The organism is Streptomyces sp. WY228 (genome assembly GCF_019287315.1).
GTDB classification, from domain to species: Bacteria; Actinomycetota; Actinomycetes; order Streptomycetales; family Streptomycetaceae; genus Streptomyces; species Streptomyces caviscabies.
The window spans coordinates 8,155,341-8,174,160 of sequence record NZ_CP079114.1 but is presented as its reverse complement, the minus strand read 5'-3'; the positions used below and the strand labels follow the sequence as shown (position 1 = coordinate 8,174,160).

Below are 18,820 nucleotides of genomic sequence, written 5' to 3'. Positions count from 1 at the left end.
ACCTAGGTGACACGCCTGGCGCACCCGGCCCCCTCCCCCGGCATTTCCCCTCGTTCAGATCGTTCAGAAAGGCCCTTCTCATGTCCGACGTGTTGCGCGCCCCCGCCGAGACCAAGTACGCGGAGGAGCTCGACTGGCTGGAGTCGATCGACGACAGCCCCAAGCCGTTCTCCTGGCGGCTGTCCCCGAAGATGGTCCGGCTGTTCATCCTGGGGTCCGAGCGCGCCGACGGCCTGGACCGGGAGATCTCCCAGAAGTGGTTCGGCGACCGGAGCTTCGTCGAGCGCTCGATCGTCACCCTCGCCTCCGACCGCGGTCTGCTCCTGATAGGAGACCCCGGCACCGGCAAGAGCTGGCTGGCGGAGCTGCTGTCCGCCGCGATCTCCCGCAACTCCACGCTGGTGGTGCAGGGTACGGCCGGCACGACCGAGGACCACATCAAGTACGCGTGGAACGTGTCCATGGTGATCGCCAAGGGCCAGTCGCGCGAGTCGATGATCCCGTCGCCGATCATGACCGCGATGGAGACGGGCGCCATCGGCCGCTTCGAGGAACTGACCCGTTCCACCAGCGACGTCCAGGACGCGCTGATCTCGATCCTCTCGGAGAAGTACATCTCCGTCCCCGAGCTGCAGGGCGACGGCACGGACGCGGCCGACAACATCGTCTTCGCCAAGCCGGGCTTCTCGATCATCGCGACCGCCAACAGCCGTGACCGGGGCGTCAACGACCTGTCGTCCGCGCTGAAGCGCCGGTTCAACTTCGTCCGCATCCCGGTCGTGACGAACAGGAAGAGCGAGGCGGAGATCGTCCGCTTCCGCACCGAGGAACTGCTGCGCCGCCACGCGATCGATCTGGACGTGCCGCCGACGCTGCTCGACATCCTGCTCCGGAGCTTCGCCGATCTGCGGGCCTCGGCCGCCGCCGCGGGCAGCGACGACGAGAAGCTGGAGTCCGCGCTGTCGACGGCGGAGCAGATCGGTGTGCTGGAGGACGCCGTCCTGCACAGCAATTTCTTCGGCGAGACCACGCTGACCGCCCGCACCCTCGCCGCTTCGCTCGTCGGCTCCCTCGCCCGCCGTGACCCCGAGGACCTGGCCATCTTCAACAAGTATCTGCACGGGGTGGTCGAGCCGCGCAGCCAGGAGGAGGGCGGCTCGTGGCCGGAGTTCCTGGACGGCGGCCGCGACACGATCGCCACCCTGTCATGAGCGGCTCCCCGGCGAACAGCCTCGAGGAGACGCATTTCTCCGCGCTGCGCGGGCAGTTGCACGAGGCCGCCACCGTCTTCGCCGACGGGCCCGACGCCCTGGAGGGCATCCTTGTCGGCATGGTCGACGACGTCGACCGGGCGGTGCGCGAACCCCTGGAGATCTTCCCGGTCTGCCACCACTCGCCCGCCTCCGCCCTGGCCATGGCCCGCCGGCTGCGCGAGAAGCAGCCCAAGGTCGTGTACCTGGAGCTGTGCGAGGACATGGCGCCGCTCCTCGACGAGCTGCGCAACTGCCGCCTGCCGGTGGCGGTCCAGGCCTTCGCGAGCGAGGTCGACGGGTTCCCCGCCGAGTGGGCCCCGCTGTCGGTCGTCGCCCCGATCACCGAGGCGTCCGCCGAGTACCAGGCCATCGCGTACGCCCTCGACACCCCGGGCGTCGAGCTGGTCCTCGTCGACCGGTCGTCGGACCATGTCTTCCAGTGGGACGGCCGCCACGGCGAGCGCGCGCCCGAGGAGGAGCCCGGTGGGGCGGCCGGGACGCCGGAGCCCGAAGCGGCGCTGCACGGCGAGGCGGTCGGCGTGGAGATCGGCGACCTGCGGCCCCGCTTCGCGGAGCTGGAGGAGCATCTGCTGCGCCACGGCAAGGTGCGGCACTGGTCGGAGTGGTGGCACCAGTACGTCGAGGTTCCGCTCGGCGACAGCGATCACGACGCCTACCGCCAGGTCATGTTTCTCGTCGGCAGCCTGTTCCGGCGGCTCGCCCCCGGCGACGGGGACCGGGTCCGGGTGGACGAGGAGCGCGAGCGGTACATGTGGACCAGGATCCGCGAGCACCTGGTGTCGAGCGGGGCCGGTCCGGAGGACTGCCTGTACGTGTGCGGCGCGTTCCACGCGGCCAGCCGGGTCGAGGAGTTCGGGGTGGCGGGCAGCGGGTCGTATGCGATCTCGCCGCGCTCCGCGACCACCTGGCAACACGGGCTGATCCCGTCCAGCCATGCGGCGATCGAGGCGCAGTTCGGGCTGGTTCCCGGGTCGGTGTCGATCGCCGCGACACAGTGGGCGAAGAACCTCAAGCGCACCCGGGTGCAGCCCTACCGGCTGGCCGGGCAGGACGGTGCGAAGAAGCCGCGGGCCTCGAAGAAGGCGGTGGCGCCGAGGAAGGCCCCGGCGGTCGTCCCCGCTCCCCCGGAGGAAGCCTCCGCGGACCGGCTCTCCGGTTTCCTGCGGCGGCCGCCGGTCCTCGACACGCTCGACGAGGCCGAACTGCTCGGCTGGTCGGTGGACATCGTGCGCGCGGCGCGGCGCAGCGGCTATCTGGCGTCCACCGCCGACGCCATCGCGGTGTTCGAGACGTCGATCCTGCTCGCCGGGATGCGGGACCGGGCCAAGCCCACTCCGTACGACTTCCAGGATGCGGCGATCACCTGCATCGAGAAGGACTCGGTGCCGGGGAGGCGGGACGTGCGCCGTCTCGTCGAGATCATGATGGGCGGCGACCGGATCGGCCGGGTCGGCTACGACGCGCTGCCGCCGCTGGCGCGCGATGTGCACGACCGGCTCGCACCGCTGGAGTTGAAGCTCCAGCAGCGTGGTGTGCAGCGTGCCCTGCTGGACCTGCACTCCAGTCCGGAGCTCAGGGCCTGCTCCGATGTGCTGTGGATGCTCCGCCGGCTGATGCCGCACGGTGCGGCCCGGCCGATCATGGGCGAGCGGAAGCTCGGTGAGCGTTCGATCCAGGAGTCGTGGGACCTGGCGCTGGGCACCCACCAGCGGGCGCTGATCGAGCTCGGTTACGAGGGCGTGAGCATCGAGCAGGTCCTGGAGCAGCGGCTGCGCCGCGACGCGTACGGGCCGCGGGCGACGACGGCGGGCGTCCTCGCCGCCGTCGAGGACGCCACGCTGTATCTCCGCAGCCGTCGGCTCGCCGACGAGCTGGGGCACCGGGCCCTGGAGGTCCTCGCCGCCGAACGCACGGTGGACGGAGCGCCGGAGGTGCTGCGCCGGGTGCGGGGTCTCCTGGCGTACTACCGCACCGGTGAGCCGGTGCTGCCGCCGTGGGTGGAGTCGTTCGTCAAGGCCGGTTACGCGCACTACTGCACCTTGCTGCCGACGGCGTTCACGGACGAGGACGCGACCGTGGGGCAGGTGGCGGCGATGCTGGGCTTCCTGTTCAGCATGGAGAGCCTGGCGCTGTCCCTGGGCTGCGACCGGGCCCAGCTGGAGCTGGCCGTCGCCCAGTCGCGCCCCACGGACCCGGAGCGGACGGCGCTCCTGTGGGCGGCGCAGGTGCAGCTCGGCGCGCTGTCCCGGGCCGAGCTGCGAGAACGTTGCGGCGAGCTGCTGGCCAACCCGATGGTGGTGCCCGCCTATCCGCGGTATCTCAGCGGCTTCGTGCACGGGTTGGTGCCGGTGCCGGGGCTGGCGGACGTGGTGGTGGAGGCCGTGTCGAACGCGTTCGGGCGGCTGCCGGATCCGGTGCTGCTGCCGTGGCTGCCGACGCTGATCACGACGTTGCGCGCGGGAGCGGCGGACCTGGCCCCGCTGTTGATCCGTGAGGCCGGACGGATCTTCCCGGCCCGGCTCGCGGCGCTGGATACGTGGGTGCCGCCGTGGCGGGAGGTGCCGGAGACGGCAACGTCCGTTGCCGGGCCCGCGAAGGCGGCCGACGGCGCGAGCCGTGGCGCCGCACTGCTCTTCGCACACCCGGGGACGCTCGACGCGGTCGCGGAGCTGCTCGGCTGCGACGGCGCCTGGGCCTCGCTCGACGCGGATGCGGCGGGAGTCCCGGGCGCGGCGCTGTTGGCCCGTCACCCGGATACCGCCGGCGCATGGGAGTCGCTGCTCTCGGGCTCATGACCGAGGTGAGGGGCATGGGTGCTTGTGTGCGGTGCCGGGAGGCAGCTCGATCCGGCACCGCACCCGCACCCTCGCCCTCTCCTTCTCCCTCGGCATGTGCTGGGCCCGGGACTCTCAGAGCCCGATGCCGCCCGTGGCGTCGATGCTCTGGCCGGTGACCCACCGCGCGTCCTCCGAGGCGAGGAAGGCCACGACGTCGGCGATGTCGGCCGGCTGGCCCATGCGTCCGAACACCGAGTGCGCGGCCAGGGCCGCCGCGGCCTCCGGCGTCTCGCGCCGCCGGGCGTTCATGTCCGTCTCCACGAAACCGGGCACCACGGTGTTCGCGGTGATGCCCCGGCCCGCCACTTCCTTTGCCACAGCAAGCGTCAGCGTCTCCACCGCGCCCTTGGTCATGGCGTAGGTCACCGATTCCGGAAAGGACCGGTGTGCGGCGGCCGAAGAGATGTTGATGATCCGTCCTTCGTCCCGCATCAAGGTCAGACCCTGCTGAATCAGGAACAGTGGTGCTTTCACGTTCACCGCGAACAGCCGGTCGAAGACCTCCGGTGAAGCGTCGGCTATTCTCCCGGATCCACTGACTCCGGCATTGTTGACCAGAATGTCCAGCACCGGTTCCTCGCCCCGGTCCGTCATTCCCGCGCCGAACGCCTCGTACAGCGCTTCCGCGTCTCCCCGCACTCCCAGCAGGGAGCCCACCGCGAAAGCCTGTCCGCCCGCTTTCCGGATCTCTTCGACCACCTCCTGCGCCGCTTCTTCCCGTTCACCGTAATGAACGGCGACCAAGGAGCCGTCACGCGCGAGCCGCCGTGCAATCGCCCGGCCGATACCGCGACTGGCGCCGGTGACCAAGGCGACCTTCCCCGTCAGCGAACCCATGGAGCAATCCCCCTACCTCGTGCATTCCGCGGAAATCTTGAAGCGCAGCCACCCTACCCACCGACCCGGGGCGGAATGCGCGACCGCGAAGCGGCACCGGGTACGACGACGCCGGGGCATGCCCGTGCACGTACCGGCCGCGTGATCGAGCGGGGACAGGCTGCGCCGAGGCGCACGAACCCTGCACACATCTGCTTGATATTGCTTGAAACACTTGCCTAATATGCAGCTTCGAGCATCATCCGCCGGGTACGGGAACAGGGAGCACAGATGACGCACGTGGCGCAGGAGCTGGCCAGCCAGCCCGACTGCTGGCAGGTGGCCGCCGGTATGGCGGACGGGCTCGCCCACCGGCTTCCGGCGGCCGGCGAGCGCATCGCCGTGGTCGGCTGCGGGACGTCGTACTTCATGGCGCAGGCCTACGCGGCGCTGCGGGAGGGCAGCGGCCAGGGCGAGACCGATGCCTTCGCCGCATCGGAGTTCCCCGCCGGCCGCCCCTACGACCGGGTCGTCGCGCTGAGCCGCTCCGGCACCACGACCGAGGTGCTCGGTCTCCTCGGTCAGATCGGTGACACGACCCGCCGCACGGTGGTCATCGGCGACCCCGACACCCCGATGGCGGCGATGGCCGACGACACGATCGTGCTGGAGTTCGCCGACGAGAAGTCCGTCGTGCAGACCCGCTTCGCGACCTCCGCCCTGACCCTGCTCCGCGCCCATCTGGGCCTGCACACCGACGCGGTCGTCGAGGACGCCCAGGTGGCGCTCGCCGAGCCGCTGCCCGTCGGTCTCGTCGAGTGCAGCCAGTTCACGTTCCTCGGCCAGGGCTGGAGCGTGGGGCTGGCCAACGAGGCAGCGCTGAAGATGCGCGAGGCGGCGCTCGCCTGGACCGAGGCGTACCCGGCGATGGAGTACCGGCACGGTCCGATCAGCATCTCCACCCGCTCCACCGCGACCTGGATGCTCGGCGAGGCCCCGGCCGGGCTGATGGACGAGGTGCACGCGACCGGCGCCCGCTGGGTGGCCGGCGGACTCGACCCGCTGGCGGAGCTGGTCCGGGTCCAGCGTCTGGCCCTCGCCATCGCGAACGCCCGTGGTCTCGACCCGGACCGGCCCCGCCACCTCACCCGCTCGGTCATCCTCAGCACCACGGCCTGACGGCCCGAGCGCTCTCCTCCTCCGCCCCTCGCCCGCCGACGGTCCCTCATCCCGGAGTCGCCATGCCCATCGCCGCCACCGGCGATCTGATCGCCGAGGCCGCCGCGCAGCAGCGTGCGGTCGCCGCGTTCAACGTCATCACCCTCGAACACGCGGAAGCCATCGCCGAGGGCGCGGAGGCCGCGGGGTCGCCGGTGATCCTGCAGATCAGCGAGAACGCCGTCGCCTACCACCGGGGCCGGCCCCGTCCGCTCGCACGTGCCGCGGCGGAAGTGGCGGACCAGGCGACCGTCCCGGTGTCCCTGCACCTCGACCATGTGCAGTCGGCCGAGCTGTTGCACCGGGCGGCCGACTGCGGTTTCAGTTCGGCGATGTTCGACGCCGCCAAGCTGCCGTACGCGGAGAACCTGGCGGCCACGCGCGCCGCTGTCCTGTGGGCGCACGAGCGGGGCCTGTGGCTGGAGGCCGAACTCGGGCAGGTCGGCGGGAAGAACGGCGAGCCGGCGCTCGACGCCCATGCGCCGGGGGCCCGTACGGATCCGGACGAGGCGCGGTCGTTCGTGGCGGCCACCGGGGTGGACGCGCTGGCCGTGGCGGTCGGCACCTCGCACGCCATGACCTCGCGGGACGCCGTCATCGACCACGCGCTGCTGGGCAGGCTGCAGGAGGCGGTGCCGGTTCCGCTGGTGCTGCACGGTTCGTCCGGGGCCTCCGACGAGGAACTGGCACGCGCCGTGGCGGCCGGGATCCGCAAGGTCAACATCGGTACCGCGCTCAACATCGCGATGACCGGCGCGATACGGGAGCAGTTGGCCCGGGACGACCGGGGCGTGGACCCGCGCCGCTATCTGGCGGACGGGCGGGAGGCGATGGCCCGTACGGTGGCCCGGATGATCTCGCTGCTGCCCTCGGGGCGAGCGCAGCCCGCGTAACGAGCACGGAAGACGCCGGGGCCGACGGGCGCGATGCCCGCCGGCCCCGGCGTCTTCCTCACGTCACGTCATACGGGCTCCTGCGGCCCCCACTCCCGCAGCAGGTACGTGAGATCCGGCCGGACCTGTCGTCCGGGGGCGGGCGTGATGGGCGCCGACGACGGCACGACCAGCACTCGGCAGCCCGCGGCCTCGGCCGCGGCCACTCCGGTCGGGCTGTCCTCGACCGCGAGGCAGGCCCCGGGCGGGAGGCCCAGACGCGCGGCCGCCTTCCGATAGGGGTCGGGGAAGGGCTTCGAGCGGTCGCTCTCGCCGTCCGCCACCGTCGTACGGAACACCTCGCCGCCCAGCCTCCGCAGGACCGAGTCCACCACCCGGCGCGGCGAGGCGGACACCAGCGCCGCGGGCGGCCCGTCGCGCTCCAGCCGGTCCAGCAGCGCGCGGGCCCCGGGCCGGAGCCGGACGCCCGCTTCGACCGCTGCGAAGAACGTGTCCTCCAGTTCTGCTTCCAGCCCGGCGACCGTGGTGGGCTCCGGGCACAGCTGTACGAGGCTGATGGCCGTATCCGCGCAGGTGCGGCCGAGAACTCCCGCACCCTCCGCGTCGGTGAGGGTGTGGCCGTGGGCCGCCGCCACGGTGCGTGCCGCCTCCAGCCAGAGAGGTTCGGTGTCGGCCAGGGTCCCGTCCATGTCGAGGAGGACGGCGCGCGGCACGGTGGGTATCCGGCTGCCGTCGAGCGTCCAGTGCGAGTCCGGCGTACGGTCCAGAGCGGCGTACACCTCGGCGGCGACGTCCTCGTGCCGGACCGGGCGGGCGGGGCGGGCCCCGGCCGTGATGTCCGGGCCCGCGCAGGCCAGCCAGGCGGTGCGTTCGGCCGGGCTGCCGCCGCCGTGACCGCCTTCGTCCCGGTGTCCGTGATCGGTGACGACGAGGACGGTCCAGGCCTCGGCCTCGTACGAGGAGCGGGTGCGCACGGCCGTCAGGAGGTCGCCCAAGCGGCGGTCGGCCGCCCGGATCGACGCCTCGTACGCGTCGCCGCAGCCGAGGTGGTGGGCCGTCTCGTCGGGCGCGCCGAGGTAGACGAAGGACGCCTCGGGGTCCTCGTGGGTGAGGACGCCCACCGCGTCGCGCACGGTCGAGGCGTCGGCCTCCTCCCAGGCGGCGGGGGTGTCGGCGGCCGGTGCGTGGTGGGTGAGCCGCGTGGGCCTGCGGAGCATCGGGCCGCCGTCGGCGACGGTGACCAGGGGCTCCCACGCGGCGGCCGCATAGGTGCGGCGGCCGTCCTGGCGGGCCAGGCGGGTCGTGAAGTCCGGGAAGACGCCGAGCCGGTGGCCGCTGAAGTCGTTGCTCCACACGGCGTGCTTGGTGACGCCGACGCCCGTCAGGATCGTCGCCCAGCACGGCCCGGACATGGTGGGCGTGCCCTCCCCCACGGCTACCGGGGCCAGGTAGCCCGCGTCGGCCACCGCGTCGAGGTGCGGGGTGGGCACACGGTCCAGGGTGTCGAGGCGCACACCGTCGATGCCGACGACGAGCACCCGGCGGGTACGGGACATGGCGGGTCTCCCGGGGGTGGTACGGGTACGGGGTCAGGCCTGCTGGTGCAGGGTGCGGGGGTCCACGGCGTGGGCGAACGGCAGGCCGTGCGCGTAGCGTTCGAGTTCGTCGACGGCCGCGTCCGCGAGCCGGTGGAGTTCGCCGCCCTGGGACCCGGCGATATGCGGGGTGAGCAGGACGTTCGGCAGGTCGTAGAGGGGCGAGTCGGCGGGCAGGACTTCCGGTTCCGTGTGGTCGAGCACGGCGTTGAGCCGTCCGGGGACCAGTTCCTTCACGAGTGCGTCCGTGTCCACCAGGGAGCCGCGCGCGGTGTTGACGAGCGTCGCCCCGTCCCGCATCAGGGCGAGCCGTCCGGCGTCGAACAGGTGCCGCGTGGCCGGGAGTTCGGGGGCGTGGATGCTGACGACGTCGCTCTGTGCCGCCAGGGCGTCGAGTCCTGCGGGCTCCACGCCCAGAGCCCGGGCGCCGGCCTCGTCCAGGTACGGGTCGTGGACCAGGACGCGCAGATCGTAGGGGCGCAGCAGTTCGACGACGCGGCGTCCGATGCGGGAGGCGCCGACGATGCCCACGGTGCGGCGGTAGTTGCCCACGCCGGGGAACCGTTCGAGGAGGTTCACCCGGGTGCGTGCCGCTCGGTAGACGCGGGCGCTCTCCAGGATGTGCTTGTTGGCGAAGAGGATGGCTGCGACCGTGTATTCGGCGACCGGGAAGGCGTTGGCCGTCGCCGCGGTGCTGACGGTGATGCCGCGGTCCCAGACGTCCTGGGTGATGTGGTGCTTGACGGAGCCGGCGGCGTGGATGACCGCGCGCAGCCGCGGCATGGCGCTCAGGGCGGCCGGGCCGAGCGGCGGGCAGCCCCAGCCGGTGAACAGCACCTCGGCCTCGTGGAGTCCGGTGCGCTGGGCGGGGTCGTCGGCGCCGAAGTCGGTGACGAGGAGGCCGGGGTCGAGGTCGGCGACGCGGGCGAGCCGGTCCAGGGCTTCGGGGGCCAGGATCGCCGCACGGGTCTCGCCGCTCATCGCCAGGACGGTGCGGGGTCGGGTCCGCCGGTGCGGGGCGGGGTGGCTCACTTGACGGCTCCTGCGGTGAGGCCCGAGCGCCAGAAGCGCTGGAGGCAGAGGAAGGCGACGATCAGGGGGAGGACGGCGACGAGGGAGCCGATGATGACCAGCGGGTAGAGCTCCGGCTGCTGGTAGACGTTCTGGTTCCACATGTAGAGGCCCAGGTTGACCGGGTAGAGCTGGTCGTCGTTGAGCATCATGAGCGCGCCGTAGAAGTTGTTCCAGCTCGCGGTGAAGGAGAACAGGAAGATGGTCACGAAGCCGGGCGCGAGCATCGGCAGGGCGACCTTCGTGAAGGTCCGCACCTCCCCCGCCCCGTCCATCCGGGCGGCTTCCAGGACCTCGCCCGGCACGTACCCCTCGGAGAACACGCGAGCGAGGTAGACGCCGAACGGGTTCACGAGGCTGGGGATGAGGACGGCCCAGTAGGTGTTGACGAGGCCCAGCTCGGAGGCCATCAGGTAGAGCGGGAGCTGGACGACGGTGGAGGGGATGAGGACGCCGACGAGGACGACCCCGAACCACTTCTCCCGGCCGCGGAAGGCGTATTTGTCGAAGGCGTAGCCGCAGGCCACCGAGATGAGGGTGGAGAGCCCGGAGGCGACGACGGTGTACAGGAGGCTGTTGAGCAGCCAGCGGACGAACACCCCGTCGTTGTATTCGAGGAGGGCGGTCAGATTGGCCAGGAACCGGAAGTCGCCGAGGCTGAACGGGTTGGTGGCGAACAGGTCCCGGTAGCTCTTGGTGGAGGCGATGAGGAGCCAGGTCAGCGGCATCAGTGTGTAGACGGCGACGACGGCGAGCACGCCGTTGACCATGACGCGCGAGGTGAGGCTTCCGGTGCGGCCCCGGCGGGCGGGCGGCCGCGGTGCGGTGCGGCGGTCGGCCCGGCCGCGCCGTGGGGTGGCGGCCGGTGCTTCGCGGTTGGCTGTCTGGATGCTCATGAGGCCTTCCACCGGTTGCCGAGCTTGGTGACGACGAAGGACAGCAGGCCGGCGAAGAGGGCGAGCAGGAGGGAGCTCGCGGCGGCCAGGCCGTAGTCGTGGCCCTTGAAGGCCGCGGTGTAGATGAACATGGTCGGCGACCAGTCCTCGCCCATGGTGTTGGCGCGGAGCTGTACGAGCTTGGGGGCGTCGAAGAGCTGGATGGCGCCGACGCAGGTGAAGAGCAGGGTCAGGACGACGGTCGGCCGGATCATGGGGATCTTGACCTGGAGGGCGGTGCGCAGGGCCCCGGCTCCGTCGACGGTCGCGGCTTCCAGGACCTCGCGGGGAACGGCCTGGAGCCCGGCGTAGAAGATGATCATGTTGTAACCGGTCCACTGCCAGGCGGAGATGTTGACGACCGAGAAGATCGCCTCGTCCTGGCCGAAGAAGTTCCAGTTCGCACCGAGGGCGTCGAGGGCGTCGGTGACCGGGCTGAGGCCGGGTGTGTAGAGGTAGAGCCAGATCAGCGAGGCGATCAGGCCGGGTACCGCGTGCGGCAGGAAGTAGGCGATCTGGAAGAAGCGCCGGGCCCGGGCCATGGTCGAGTCGACGAGCAGGGCCAGGATGAGCGCGCCGCCGACCATCGCGGGGATGTAGAGGGCGCAGTAGAGGGCGATGTTGCCGAACGAGCGGAGGAACGCCTCGTTGCCGAGGGCTTCGGTGAAGTTGCCGAACCCTGCGAAGACGCGCTCGGTTCCGCCGAAGCCGAGGCCGGAGGACTCCTCGCGGTAGAGGCTCATCCAGGCCGCGTAGATCATCGGCAGGACGGTGACGGCGATGAAGAGCGCGAAGAACGGCACCGTGAACAGGGCGAGGGCCCGGCGCTGTCCGCGCCGTGTGCCGGGGCCGCCCGGGGCGCCGGGTTTCCCCGGTCCGGCGGATCGGGCGGATCCGGTGGGACCGGGGGGCGGCGGCGCGGGCTGGGCTGCCGTGGTCCGGTCCGGCCGGGCGAGTGGGGCTGCCACCTGTTGCTCCTTCGGCGGGGTGGGGTGGGCGGGATGCGGGGGGGGGCGGGGCTGCCCGGAACGGTCCGTCCCGGGCAGCCGCCCGACTGCTCGTCGAGCTCGCGACTGCTGGTCGAGCCCGCGATTCGCTGGTCGCGTTCGCGCCTACTTGTCGAGCTTCAGACCGCGGTCGGTGACCGCGCTCTCCCCCTTCGCCTGGCCGGAGGTCAGCATCTTCGTGTGGTCGCCGCCCGCGGCCATCTGCGCCGAGGTCACCTGCTGCTGCACCGGGCCCCAGGTCCAGCCGGGCACGATGGTGTCGGCGGCCTCGCCGGCCACGGCGTAGACGTCCTGGTCGCCGAAGTAGGAGCTGTCGAACTGCTTCGCCGCCGCGGCGCGCATGCCCTCGTTGGCCGGCAGGGCGCTGCTGGGGGTCTTGAGGGAGCTGAGGCGCGCGGTCATGGCCTCGGGGTCGGTGGTGACCCACTTGATGAACTCGGCGGCGGCCTCGGTGTGTTGGCTGCCCTTGGGCACGATGTAGGAGGTTCCGCCGTACATGCCGGTGCTCGGCTCGCCGTCCCAGGTGGGCAGGGGTGCTATGCCCCACTTGCCCTTGGAGTCGGGGTAGCTGACGGGGAAGTTCCCGGCGCTCCAGGCGGCGCCGATGATGGTGGCCACCTTGCCGGTGGCGCGTTCCTTGTTCTCGCCCTCGCCCCAGAGCGGGGTCCTGGAGGCGAGGCCGTCCGCGAGGAGGTCGTCCCAGTAGGCGGCGACCTTGCGGGAGGCCGGGTCGTCGATGTTCACCTTCCAGGCGTCGCCGCTGGTGCCGTACCACCGGGCGCCGGCCTGCCAGGCGAGGCCGGAGAGCAGGGCGGGGTCGCCGCCGCCGAAGTTGGTGATGGTGACGTCCGGGTCGCCCTGGTGGATCTTCTCGGCGGCCGTACGGTATGCGGCCCAGGTCGTCGGCACCTCGACGCCGTACTTCTTGAACAGGTCCTTGCGGTAGAAGAGCTGGATCGGCGTGACGTCGAACGGCACGGCCCAGGTGGAGCCGCCGAGGGTGACCAGGGACTGGACGGCTTCGGGGAACTCCTTCTTCACCAGCTCGCCGGAGCCGGCGGTGAGGTCCTCCAGGTTGCCCTCGCTGGCGTACTCGGGCAGGGCGGAGTAGTCCATGGTCGCCACGTCGGGGGCGTTGCCGCCCTTGACCGCGTTGGAGAGCTTGGTGACGCCCTCGGGCCCCGCGGGGACCATCGAGAACTTCACCTTGATGCCGGTGTGCGTCTTGTTGAACGCGTCGGCCGTTTCCTTGGCGCCCGCGGTGGCCGACCAGAAGGTGAGGGTGACGGGTTTGCCGTCCCCGGGGCCCGAGGCGTCCGATCCCGATCCGCCGCAGGCGGTGGCGAGCAGGGCGAGTGAAGCGGCGGAGGCCGCCAGGGCGAGACGGGACGTGCGGGCGATACAGGGCATGGGCCGGCTCCTACGAGACCTCGAACTGCGGGAGATGAGGTGAACGGCACACATCATTTTGCGCAGAACCGATCGCCGTCAAGAGCAAATGACCAAATCAATCGAATCGATCACGAGCAGGGTTGCGAACCCACCGAGCGACCCAACCGACCCCGGGCACGCCAAAAGCCGTGCCCACGGGGCCGGTTGGCCCGGGGCACGGCTCTCGGTCCGGCGTGCGGCGCGGCTCTCGCCGGGTCAGGGAGCGGCGACGGCCGCCCCGCAGGAGACCCGGACCCGCAGGGTCGGCAGGATGTCCAGGTGCCGTCGGGCGAAGGAACTCCCGCCCGCCGCGTCCACACCCGCGTCCGCGTCCGTCGCGCCGGGTTCGGCCACGCCGAGTCGGGACAGCAGGAGCCGGGCGGCGGCGGCCCCCACGGCGTGCTTGTCCGGGGCCACGGCGGTGAGCGGCAGGTCGGCGAGTGAGGCGACCTCGTCGTCGTACGCGATCACCGCGAGGTCCTCGGGCACCCGCACCCCCCTGGCCTGGAGCCGGGGGATGAGGACGATCGCGTCCGCGTCGCTGTGCACGATCGCGGCGGTCACGTCGCCGCTCGCCACGCCCTCGCAGAGATACTCCAGCGTCCGCTCGAAACGATCGGCCTCCGACCGCGACGGGGCGTCGTCGAGCGGCGAGGCCGATACCGGCGTCAGCCCCAGCGCCTCCACGGCGGCGCGGTATCCGACCCGGAGCCGGGGAGCGGTCGGGCTGTCCTGCACGGCGAGCGCGATCGCCCGGTGCCCCAGCCCGGCCAGGTGCGCCACCGCTTCGGCGGCGCCGTGCGCATGGTCCGAGCGCACCCGGTCCAGGCGCGCCGCCGGATGACCGAGGGGCGCCGAGCGTTCCACCAGGACGACCGGGGTCTCCTGCTCGACCGTCCACAGCCCTTCGCCCTGCTCCGGGCAGCCGCGCTCCCAGCTCGGTGCGAGCAGGAGCCCGTCCGCGCCGGTGGACAGCAGCCGGCGGGCCTGGGCGGCGTCCTCGCCGGGGAGGTAGCGGGAGAGCCCGATCGTCAGCCGGGCGCCCGCGGCCTCGACCGTCCGCCGGGCGCCGCGCACGACGTCCGCGTAGTAGTACTCGGTGGTCGGCACCACCATGCCCACCACCAGCCCTTCGGCGGGGGGCGCGGCGGCGGGGGCGGGCCGGGGCTGCCCGGCGGGCCACACCACCGCGCCGTGCAGCCGCTCCACCAGCCCCTGGGCGGCCAGCGCCTCGACGTCCCGGCGCAGGGTGACGGCGGACATGCCGAGTTCCTCGGCGAGTTCGGCGACGCGCAGGCTGCCGCGCTCGCGGACGAGTTCGAGCACCCGCTCGTGGCGCTGATCGACGTGCAGTCGCATGGATCCCCCTGGAATTCGGAGACGGCTGGGCCCCGGCCCGACGGTGTCCCGGCGGCGGAAGCGCGTGGATTCCGGCTCCCGGGCGGCCGCCGTCCGGCCTGCCCCAACCATATCGATCACATGCGCTCGAAACGATCCGAGCAGGGTTTTGTGCCGGTGCGAGGGGCGCACGCCGATTCCTGCCCGGCGCCGACATACACGCCCCAAGAACCGATCGATACGATCAATTCGGCCAAAGTTATTGAGCGAGTCGCCCGGCGGCTGCTAGAAAGTGCCCGCCCGCTCAGAACAGTCGGATCCCGGGGTCAGTTCAGCGCCCGCCCCTTCGGTGCCCACCGCGCGCCGGGTTCCCGCCGGAGACACGTCACCGACCCGGAGCTCTCCCATGACTTCTGCCTGGTCCCGCCGTACCTTCCTGGCCACCTCCGCGGCGCTCACCGCCGCCGGCGGCGGCGCGCTGCTGCTCGCCACGCCCGGCTCCGCCGCGTCCGCCGCCGAGGACGACCCGTACGCCGCGCTCCGCACCACCTGGAGCGCGCTGATCCTCGGCGAGGGGTTCAGCCCGACCGCCGAGCCCTTCAAGAGCCGACTGGCCGACCTCGGCACGAAGGCCTCGCAGTGGCTGGAGACGATGGACCCGGCGGAGGGCTCGCTCTGGCCCGACGCCGTCTTCGCGGATCCGGACCCGGACACGGACGCCGAGTCGTACGTCTTCTCGGGGCGGATGGCCGACAGTTTCGTCCGCCTCAACACCATGGCCCAGGCCTACCGCCAGCAGGGCACCGGACTGACCGGGAACACCGGACTGCGCGATGCCGTGCTCACCGGCCTGGAGCACCTCAACACCCAGGTCTACAACGACGGGCAGACCCGGTACGGCAACTGGTACAGCTGGCAGATCGGCGCGCCGCAGGCCCTGCTGGACGCGTGCGTGCTGATGTACGACGCGATCGCCCCGGAGCGGCTCGCACGCTACTGCGCCGCCGTCGACCACTTCGTACCCGACTCCGCCGTCGCCTCGTACACCGGGACCAGCACCGGGGCGAACCGGGTCGACCTGTGCCGGGTGCTGGCCCTGCGCGGGGTCGTCGGAGGGAGCCCGGCGAAGATCGCGCTGGCCCGGGACGCCCTCTCCCCCGTCTTCCCGCTGGTGACCAAGGGCGACGGGCTGTACGCCGACGGCTCGTTCATCCAGCACACCACCGTGCCGTACACCGGCAGCTACGGGTCGGTGATGCTCGGCGGGCTCGGGCTGCTGTTCGCGCTGCTGAAGGGGACCACGTGGGAGGTCACCGACCCGAAGCGGCAGGTGGTGTTCGACGCGGTGGAGAACGCCTGGGCGCCGTTCCTCTTCAACGGACTCGTCATGGACTCCGTCGCGGGGCGCGCCATCAGCCGGGGCGAGGTCGACGACCACCGGCGCGGGCACCCCATCCTCGCCTCCATCGTGCTGCTCGGGCGGGGCGCTTCGGACGCCGAGAACGCGCGGTGGCGGGCGCTCGTCAAGGGCTGGGCGCAGCGTGACTACTACAGCCCGCCGCTGAGCAACCCCTCGCTCGGGCTCACCGCGCTGGCCCGGATCAAGAGCGTCCTGGACGACACCTCTCTCACCCCGGTCCCCGAGCCGGACGGCCACCGGCTGTTCCCCGACATGGCGCGGGCCACACACCGCCGCCCCGGCTGGGCGGCGTCGCTGAGCATGGCCGACCGGCGGATCACCTATTACGAGGTCGGCAACGGCGAGAACCTGCGCGGCTGGCACACCGGTTCGGGGATGCTCTCCTGGTGGGGCGACACCTTCGCCAACGGCCAGTACAGCGACGCCTTCTGGCCCACCGTCGATCCGTACCGGCTGCCCGGCACCACGGCCTCGCGCAAGGTGCTCGCCGACGGTGCGGGCGGCGACTGGGGCGTCGCGCTCCCCGATGTGAACTGGGTCGGCGGGGTCACCGACAAGAAGCGCGCCGCCGTGGGGCAGTACCTCAAGGGTCTTTCCAGCACGCTCATGGCGAAGAAGTCGTGGTTCTTCCTCGACGACACCGTGGTGTGCCTGGGCGCGGGCATCCACGGCCGCGACGGCGCCGCGGTGGAGACCACCGTCGACAACCGCAACCTCGGGCCGACGGGCAACGCCCCGTTCACCGTGGACGGCTCGGTCAAACCCCTCACGCTGCCGTGGTCGGCGACCCTGACCGACGCGTCCTGGGCACATCTCGCCGGGCACGGCGGCTACGTCTTCCCGGGTGGGGCCACCGTGAAGGCGCTGCGGGAGAACCGGACCGGCCGCTGGCGCGACATCAACACCGCGGGCTCCACGGATCCGGTCTCCCGGAAGTACCTCACCCTCTGGTTCGACCACGGCCAGGACCCGACGGACGCCACGTACGCGTACCAGCTGCTGCCCGGCGCGTCCGAGCAGCGCACGGCGGCGCGGGCGGCGGACAGCGGCTGGCTGCGGGTGCTCGCCAACACGGACGATCAGCAGGGGGTCTCGGTGGCCTCGCTGGGGCTGACCGCCGTCAACTTCTGGTTCGGCGGCAGCGTCGGGCCGCTGGTGGCGGACGCCCCGTGCTCCGTGATGGTCACCGAGCACACGGACGGTACGGCGACGGTGTGCGTGAGCGATCCGATGCGGATGCGCACGAGCCTGACCCTCACCTGGAACCGGGCCGTCGCCTCGGTCGTGTCGAAGCCGGCGACGGTGACATCGGCGACGACGGGGTCCTCGCTGCGCCTGGTCTTCGGCGACCTGTCCGGAACGCGCGGGGCGACGCAGACGATCAAGGTGCGGCTGTCCTGAACCGCGTCGGCGCCGGTGTTCGGGCGGCCGACGGGAAACTCGCCTGCCCTGGCGCGCGGGCCGGTCATACTGTCGGCCGGCACACGGACTGGGGAACCTCAACATGACGAACGACGACCGGATCGGGCCTCCGCTGCTGGGGAGCGAGCGCGAGACGCTGCGGGCCTTTCTCGACTACCACCGGCAGACCCTGGCCATGAAGTGCGCGGGTCTGGACGACGAGGAGTTGCGCGAGCGGTCGATGGAACCGTCCACCTTGTCGCTGCTGGCTCTGGTGCGGCATCTGGCGGAGGTGGAACGCACCTGGTTCCGGCGGGTGTTCGAGGACGCGGCGGCTCCGATGGTGTGGTCGGAGAAGCTCTTCGACTTCCAGGCGGCGTACGACGCGAGCGCCTCGACCCGGGCCGAGGCGTTCGCCGCCTGGGAGGCGGAGGTGGAGACCTCGCGCCGGATCGAGCGGGAGGCGGCCTCGCTGGATCTGGTGGGGTATCAGCCGCGGTGGGAGAAGGAGGTCTCGCTGCGGATGGTCATGGTGCACGTCCTGCTGGAGTACGGCCGCCACAACGGTCACGCGGATCTGCTGCGGGAAGGGGTGGACGGGACGGTGGGCGCGTGAGACCGCGGGCGCGCCCGTACGCCCCTCGGGGGCGGCGGGCGCGCTCGTAGACTCGGCTCCATGACTCAGCAGCCGACAGCTTCCGCCCTCGTCTCCGTGTTCGCGCCCGGCGGCAGTCTGCGTGCCTCGATCAACCTGGGCAATCCGATCCTGGCCCACCGGGATCCGGCGAGCGGCGAGGTGGCCGGGGTCTCCGTCGACCTGGCCCGGGAATTCGGGCGGCGGCTCGGGGTGCCCGTCGAGCTGGTGGCCTTCGAGAGGGCCGCGCTGTCGGTCGACGCGGTGCGGGCCGAGCGGGCGGACATCGGGTTCTTCGCGGTCGACCCCGCCCGGGGCGAAGGGCTGCGGTTCACCGCCCCGTACGTCCTCATCGAGGGCAGCTATCTGGTGCCGGACCCGTCCGAGGTGTCCGAGAACGACCAGGTGGACGCCGAGGGCACCCGGATCTCGGTCGGGGCCGGGTCGGCGTACGACCTCTTCCTCACCCGTGAGATCCGCCGGGCCGAGATCGTCCGGCTGGAGGGCGCCCCGCGCGCGCTCGCGGCCCTGCGGGCGGGCGAGGTCGATGTGGCCGCCGGGATCCGGCAGTTGCTGGAGGCCGAGGCGGCCCGAGCCGGTGGCGTACGGGTGCTGCCGGGGCGGTTCATGGTGATCCAGCAGGCCATGGGGGTACCGTACGGGCGAGGTGCGGCGGCACAGGAGCTGCTGGCGTCGTTCGTGGAGGAGATGAAGGCGGGCGGCTTCGTCGCCGACTCCCTGAAGCGTCATGGCATCGAGGGCGCGTCCGTGGCGCCCGCCGCCTGAACCTCCGACGGGCGCCCGGGACGTTCAGGGTGTTCAGGGTGTTCAGGGCGTGACGACGGGGATGCTGGCGTCGCGTGCGTCGAGTACGGACACCGGACACGCCGGTGCGCCGGCGGAGAGAGGCGGGGCTCAGGCCCGGGCGCGGACACCCGCGACCGCCTGAC

General features: G+C 72.0%; 14 protein-coding genes. 7 read left to right on the top strand and 7 right to left on the bottom strand.

Annotated features, from left to right (window positions below; all coding sequences use genetic code 11):
• Positions 1-80: 80 nt before the first annotated feature.
• The gene (locus tag KV381_RS35795; protein WP_030080575.1) at positions 81-1,211 is read left to right on the top strand and encodes an AAA family ATPase; all 1,131 of its coding nucleotides are present in this window, start codon (positions 81-83) and stop codon (positions 1,209-1,211) included.
• Positions 1,208-4,069 carry a hypothetical protein gene (locus KV381_RS35790; protein WP_218787103.1) on the top strand — a complete coding sequence of 954 codons (2,862 nt, stop codon included), beginning with the start codon at positions 1,208-1,210 and terminating at the stop codon, positions 4,067-4,069. Before KV381_RS35795 ends, KV381_RS35790 begins: the two co-directional genes overlap by 4 nt.
• A gap of 114 nt (positions 4,070-4,183) precedes the next feature.
• On the opposite strand, the gene KV381_RS35785 is transcribed toward KV381_RS35790, so the two are convergent.
• Positions 4,184-4,948: an SDR family oxidoreductase gene (locus KV381_RS35785; protein WP_030080580.1), complete on the bottom strand. Its 765-nt coding sequence runs from the start codon at positions 4,946-4,948 to the stop codon at positions 4,184-4,186.
• Positions 4,949-5,218: 270 nt separating this feature from the next.
• Here KV381_RS35785 and KV381_RS35780 point away from each other — a divergent pair, with 270 nt between their 5' ends.
• Positions 5,219-6,106: an SIS domain-containing protein gene (locus KV381_RS35780; RefSeq protein ID WP_030080582.1), complete on the top strand. Its 888-nt coding sequence runs from the start codon at positions 5,219-5,221 to the stop codon at positions 6,104-6,106.
• 62 nt (positions 6,107-6,168) lie between these two features.
• The gene (locus KV381_RS35775) at positions 6,169-7,038 is read left to right on the top strand and encodes a class II fructose-bisphosphate aldolase (RefSeq protein WP_218787102.1); all 870 of its coding nucleotides are present in this window, start codon (positions 6,169-6,171) and stop codon (positions 7,036-7,038) included.
• Between the two features lie 68 nt (positions 7,039-7,106).
• Here KV381_RS35775 and KV381_RS35770 read toward each other — a convergent pair whose 3' ends face one another.
• The 6 genes from KV381_RS35770 to KV381_RS35745 all read right to left on the bottom strand — a co-directional run bounded on the left by KV381_RS35770 (position 7,107) and on the right by KV381_RS35745 (position 14,436).
• Positions 7,107-8,594 (bottom strand): HAD-IA family hydrolase, encoded by a 1,488-nt coding sequence (locus tag KV381_RS35770; RefSeq protein WP_030627775.1) that lies wholly within the window; start codon positions 8,592-8,594, stop codon positions 7,107-7,109.
• A 33-nt stretch (positions 8,595-8,627) separates the two neighbouring features.
• On the bottom strand, positions 8,628-9,665 hold the full coding sequence (locus KV381_RS35765) for a hydroxyacid dehydrogenase (RefSeq protein WP_218787101.1): 1,038 nt from the start codon (positions 9,663-9,665) through the stop codon (positions 8,628-8,630).
• A complete protein-coding gene (locus KV381_RS35760) occupies positions 9,662-10,600 on the bottom strand; it encodes a carbohydrate ABC transporter permease (protein WP_193463490.1) in 939 nt (312 codons plus the stop codon). Before KV381_RS35760 ends, KV381_RS35765 begins: the two co-directional genes overlap by 4 nt.
• On the bottom strand, positions 10,597-11,607 hold the full coding sequence (locus tag KV381_RS35755) for a carbohydrate ABC transporter permease (protein ID WP_030080594.1): 1,011 nt from the start codon (positions 11,605-11,607) through the stop codon (positions 10,597-10,599). Before KV381_RS35755 ends, KV381_RS35760 begins: the two co-directional genes overlap by 4 nt.
• A 144-nt stretch (positions 11,608-11,751) precedes the next feature.
• Positions 11,752-13,056 carry an ABC transporter substrate-binding protein gene (locus tag KV381_RS35750; protein ID WP_030080596.1) on the bottom strand — a complete coding sequence of 435 codons (1,305 nt, stop codon included), beginning with the start codon at positions 13,054-13,056 and terminating at the stop codon, positions 11,752-11,754.
• A gap of 237 nt (positions 13,057-13,293) precedes the next feature.
• Positions 13,294-14,436, bottom strand: a complete 1,143-nt coding sequence (locus KV381_RS35745; protein WP_218787100.1) for a substrate-binding domain-containing protein — start codon at positions 14,434-14,436, stop codon at positions 13,294-13,296.
• 385 nt (positions 14,437-14,821) lie between these two features.
• On the opposite strand from KV381_RS35745, the gene KV381_RS35740 reads away from it, so the two are divergent.
• The 3 genes from KV381_RS35740 (at position 14,822) to KV381_RS35730 (ending at position 18,656) form a co-directional block, all read left to right on the top strand.
• Positions 14,822-17,236 (top strand): polysaccharide lyase 8 family protein, encoded by a 2,415-nt coding sequence (locus KV381_RS35740; RefSeq protein ID WP_193463491.1) that lies wholly within the window; start codon positions 14,822-14,824, stop codon positions 17,234-17,236.
• Positions 17,237-17,339: 103 nt separating this feature from the next.
• On the top strand, positions 17,340-17,852 hold the full coding sequence (locus KV381_RS35735) for a DinB family protein (RefSeq protein ID WP_030080602.1): 513 nt from the start codon (positions 17,340-17,342) through the stop codon (positions 17,850-17,852).
• Positions 17,853-17,912: 60 nt separating this feature from the next.
• Complete coding sequence (locus KV381_RS35730; RefSeq protein WP_218787099.1) at positions 17,913-18,656, top strand: transporter substrate-binding domain-containing protein; 744 nt, start codon at positions 17,913-17,915, stop codon at positions 18,654-18,656.
• Positions 18,657-18,820: the final 164 nt, after the last annotated feature.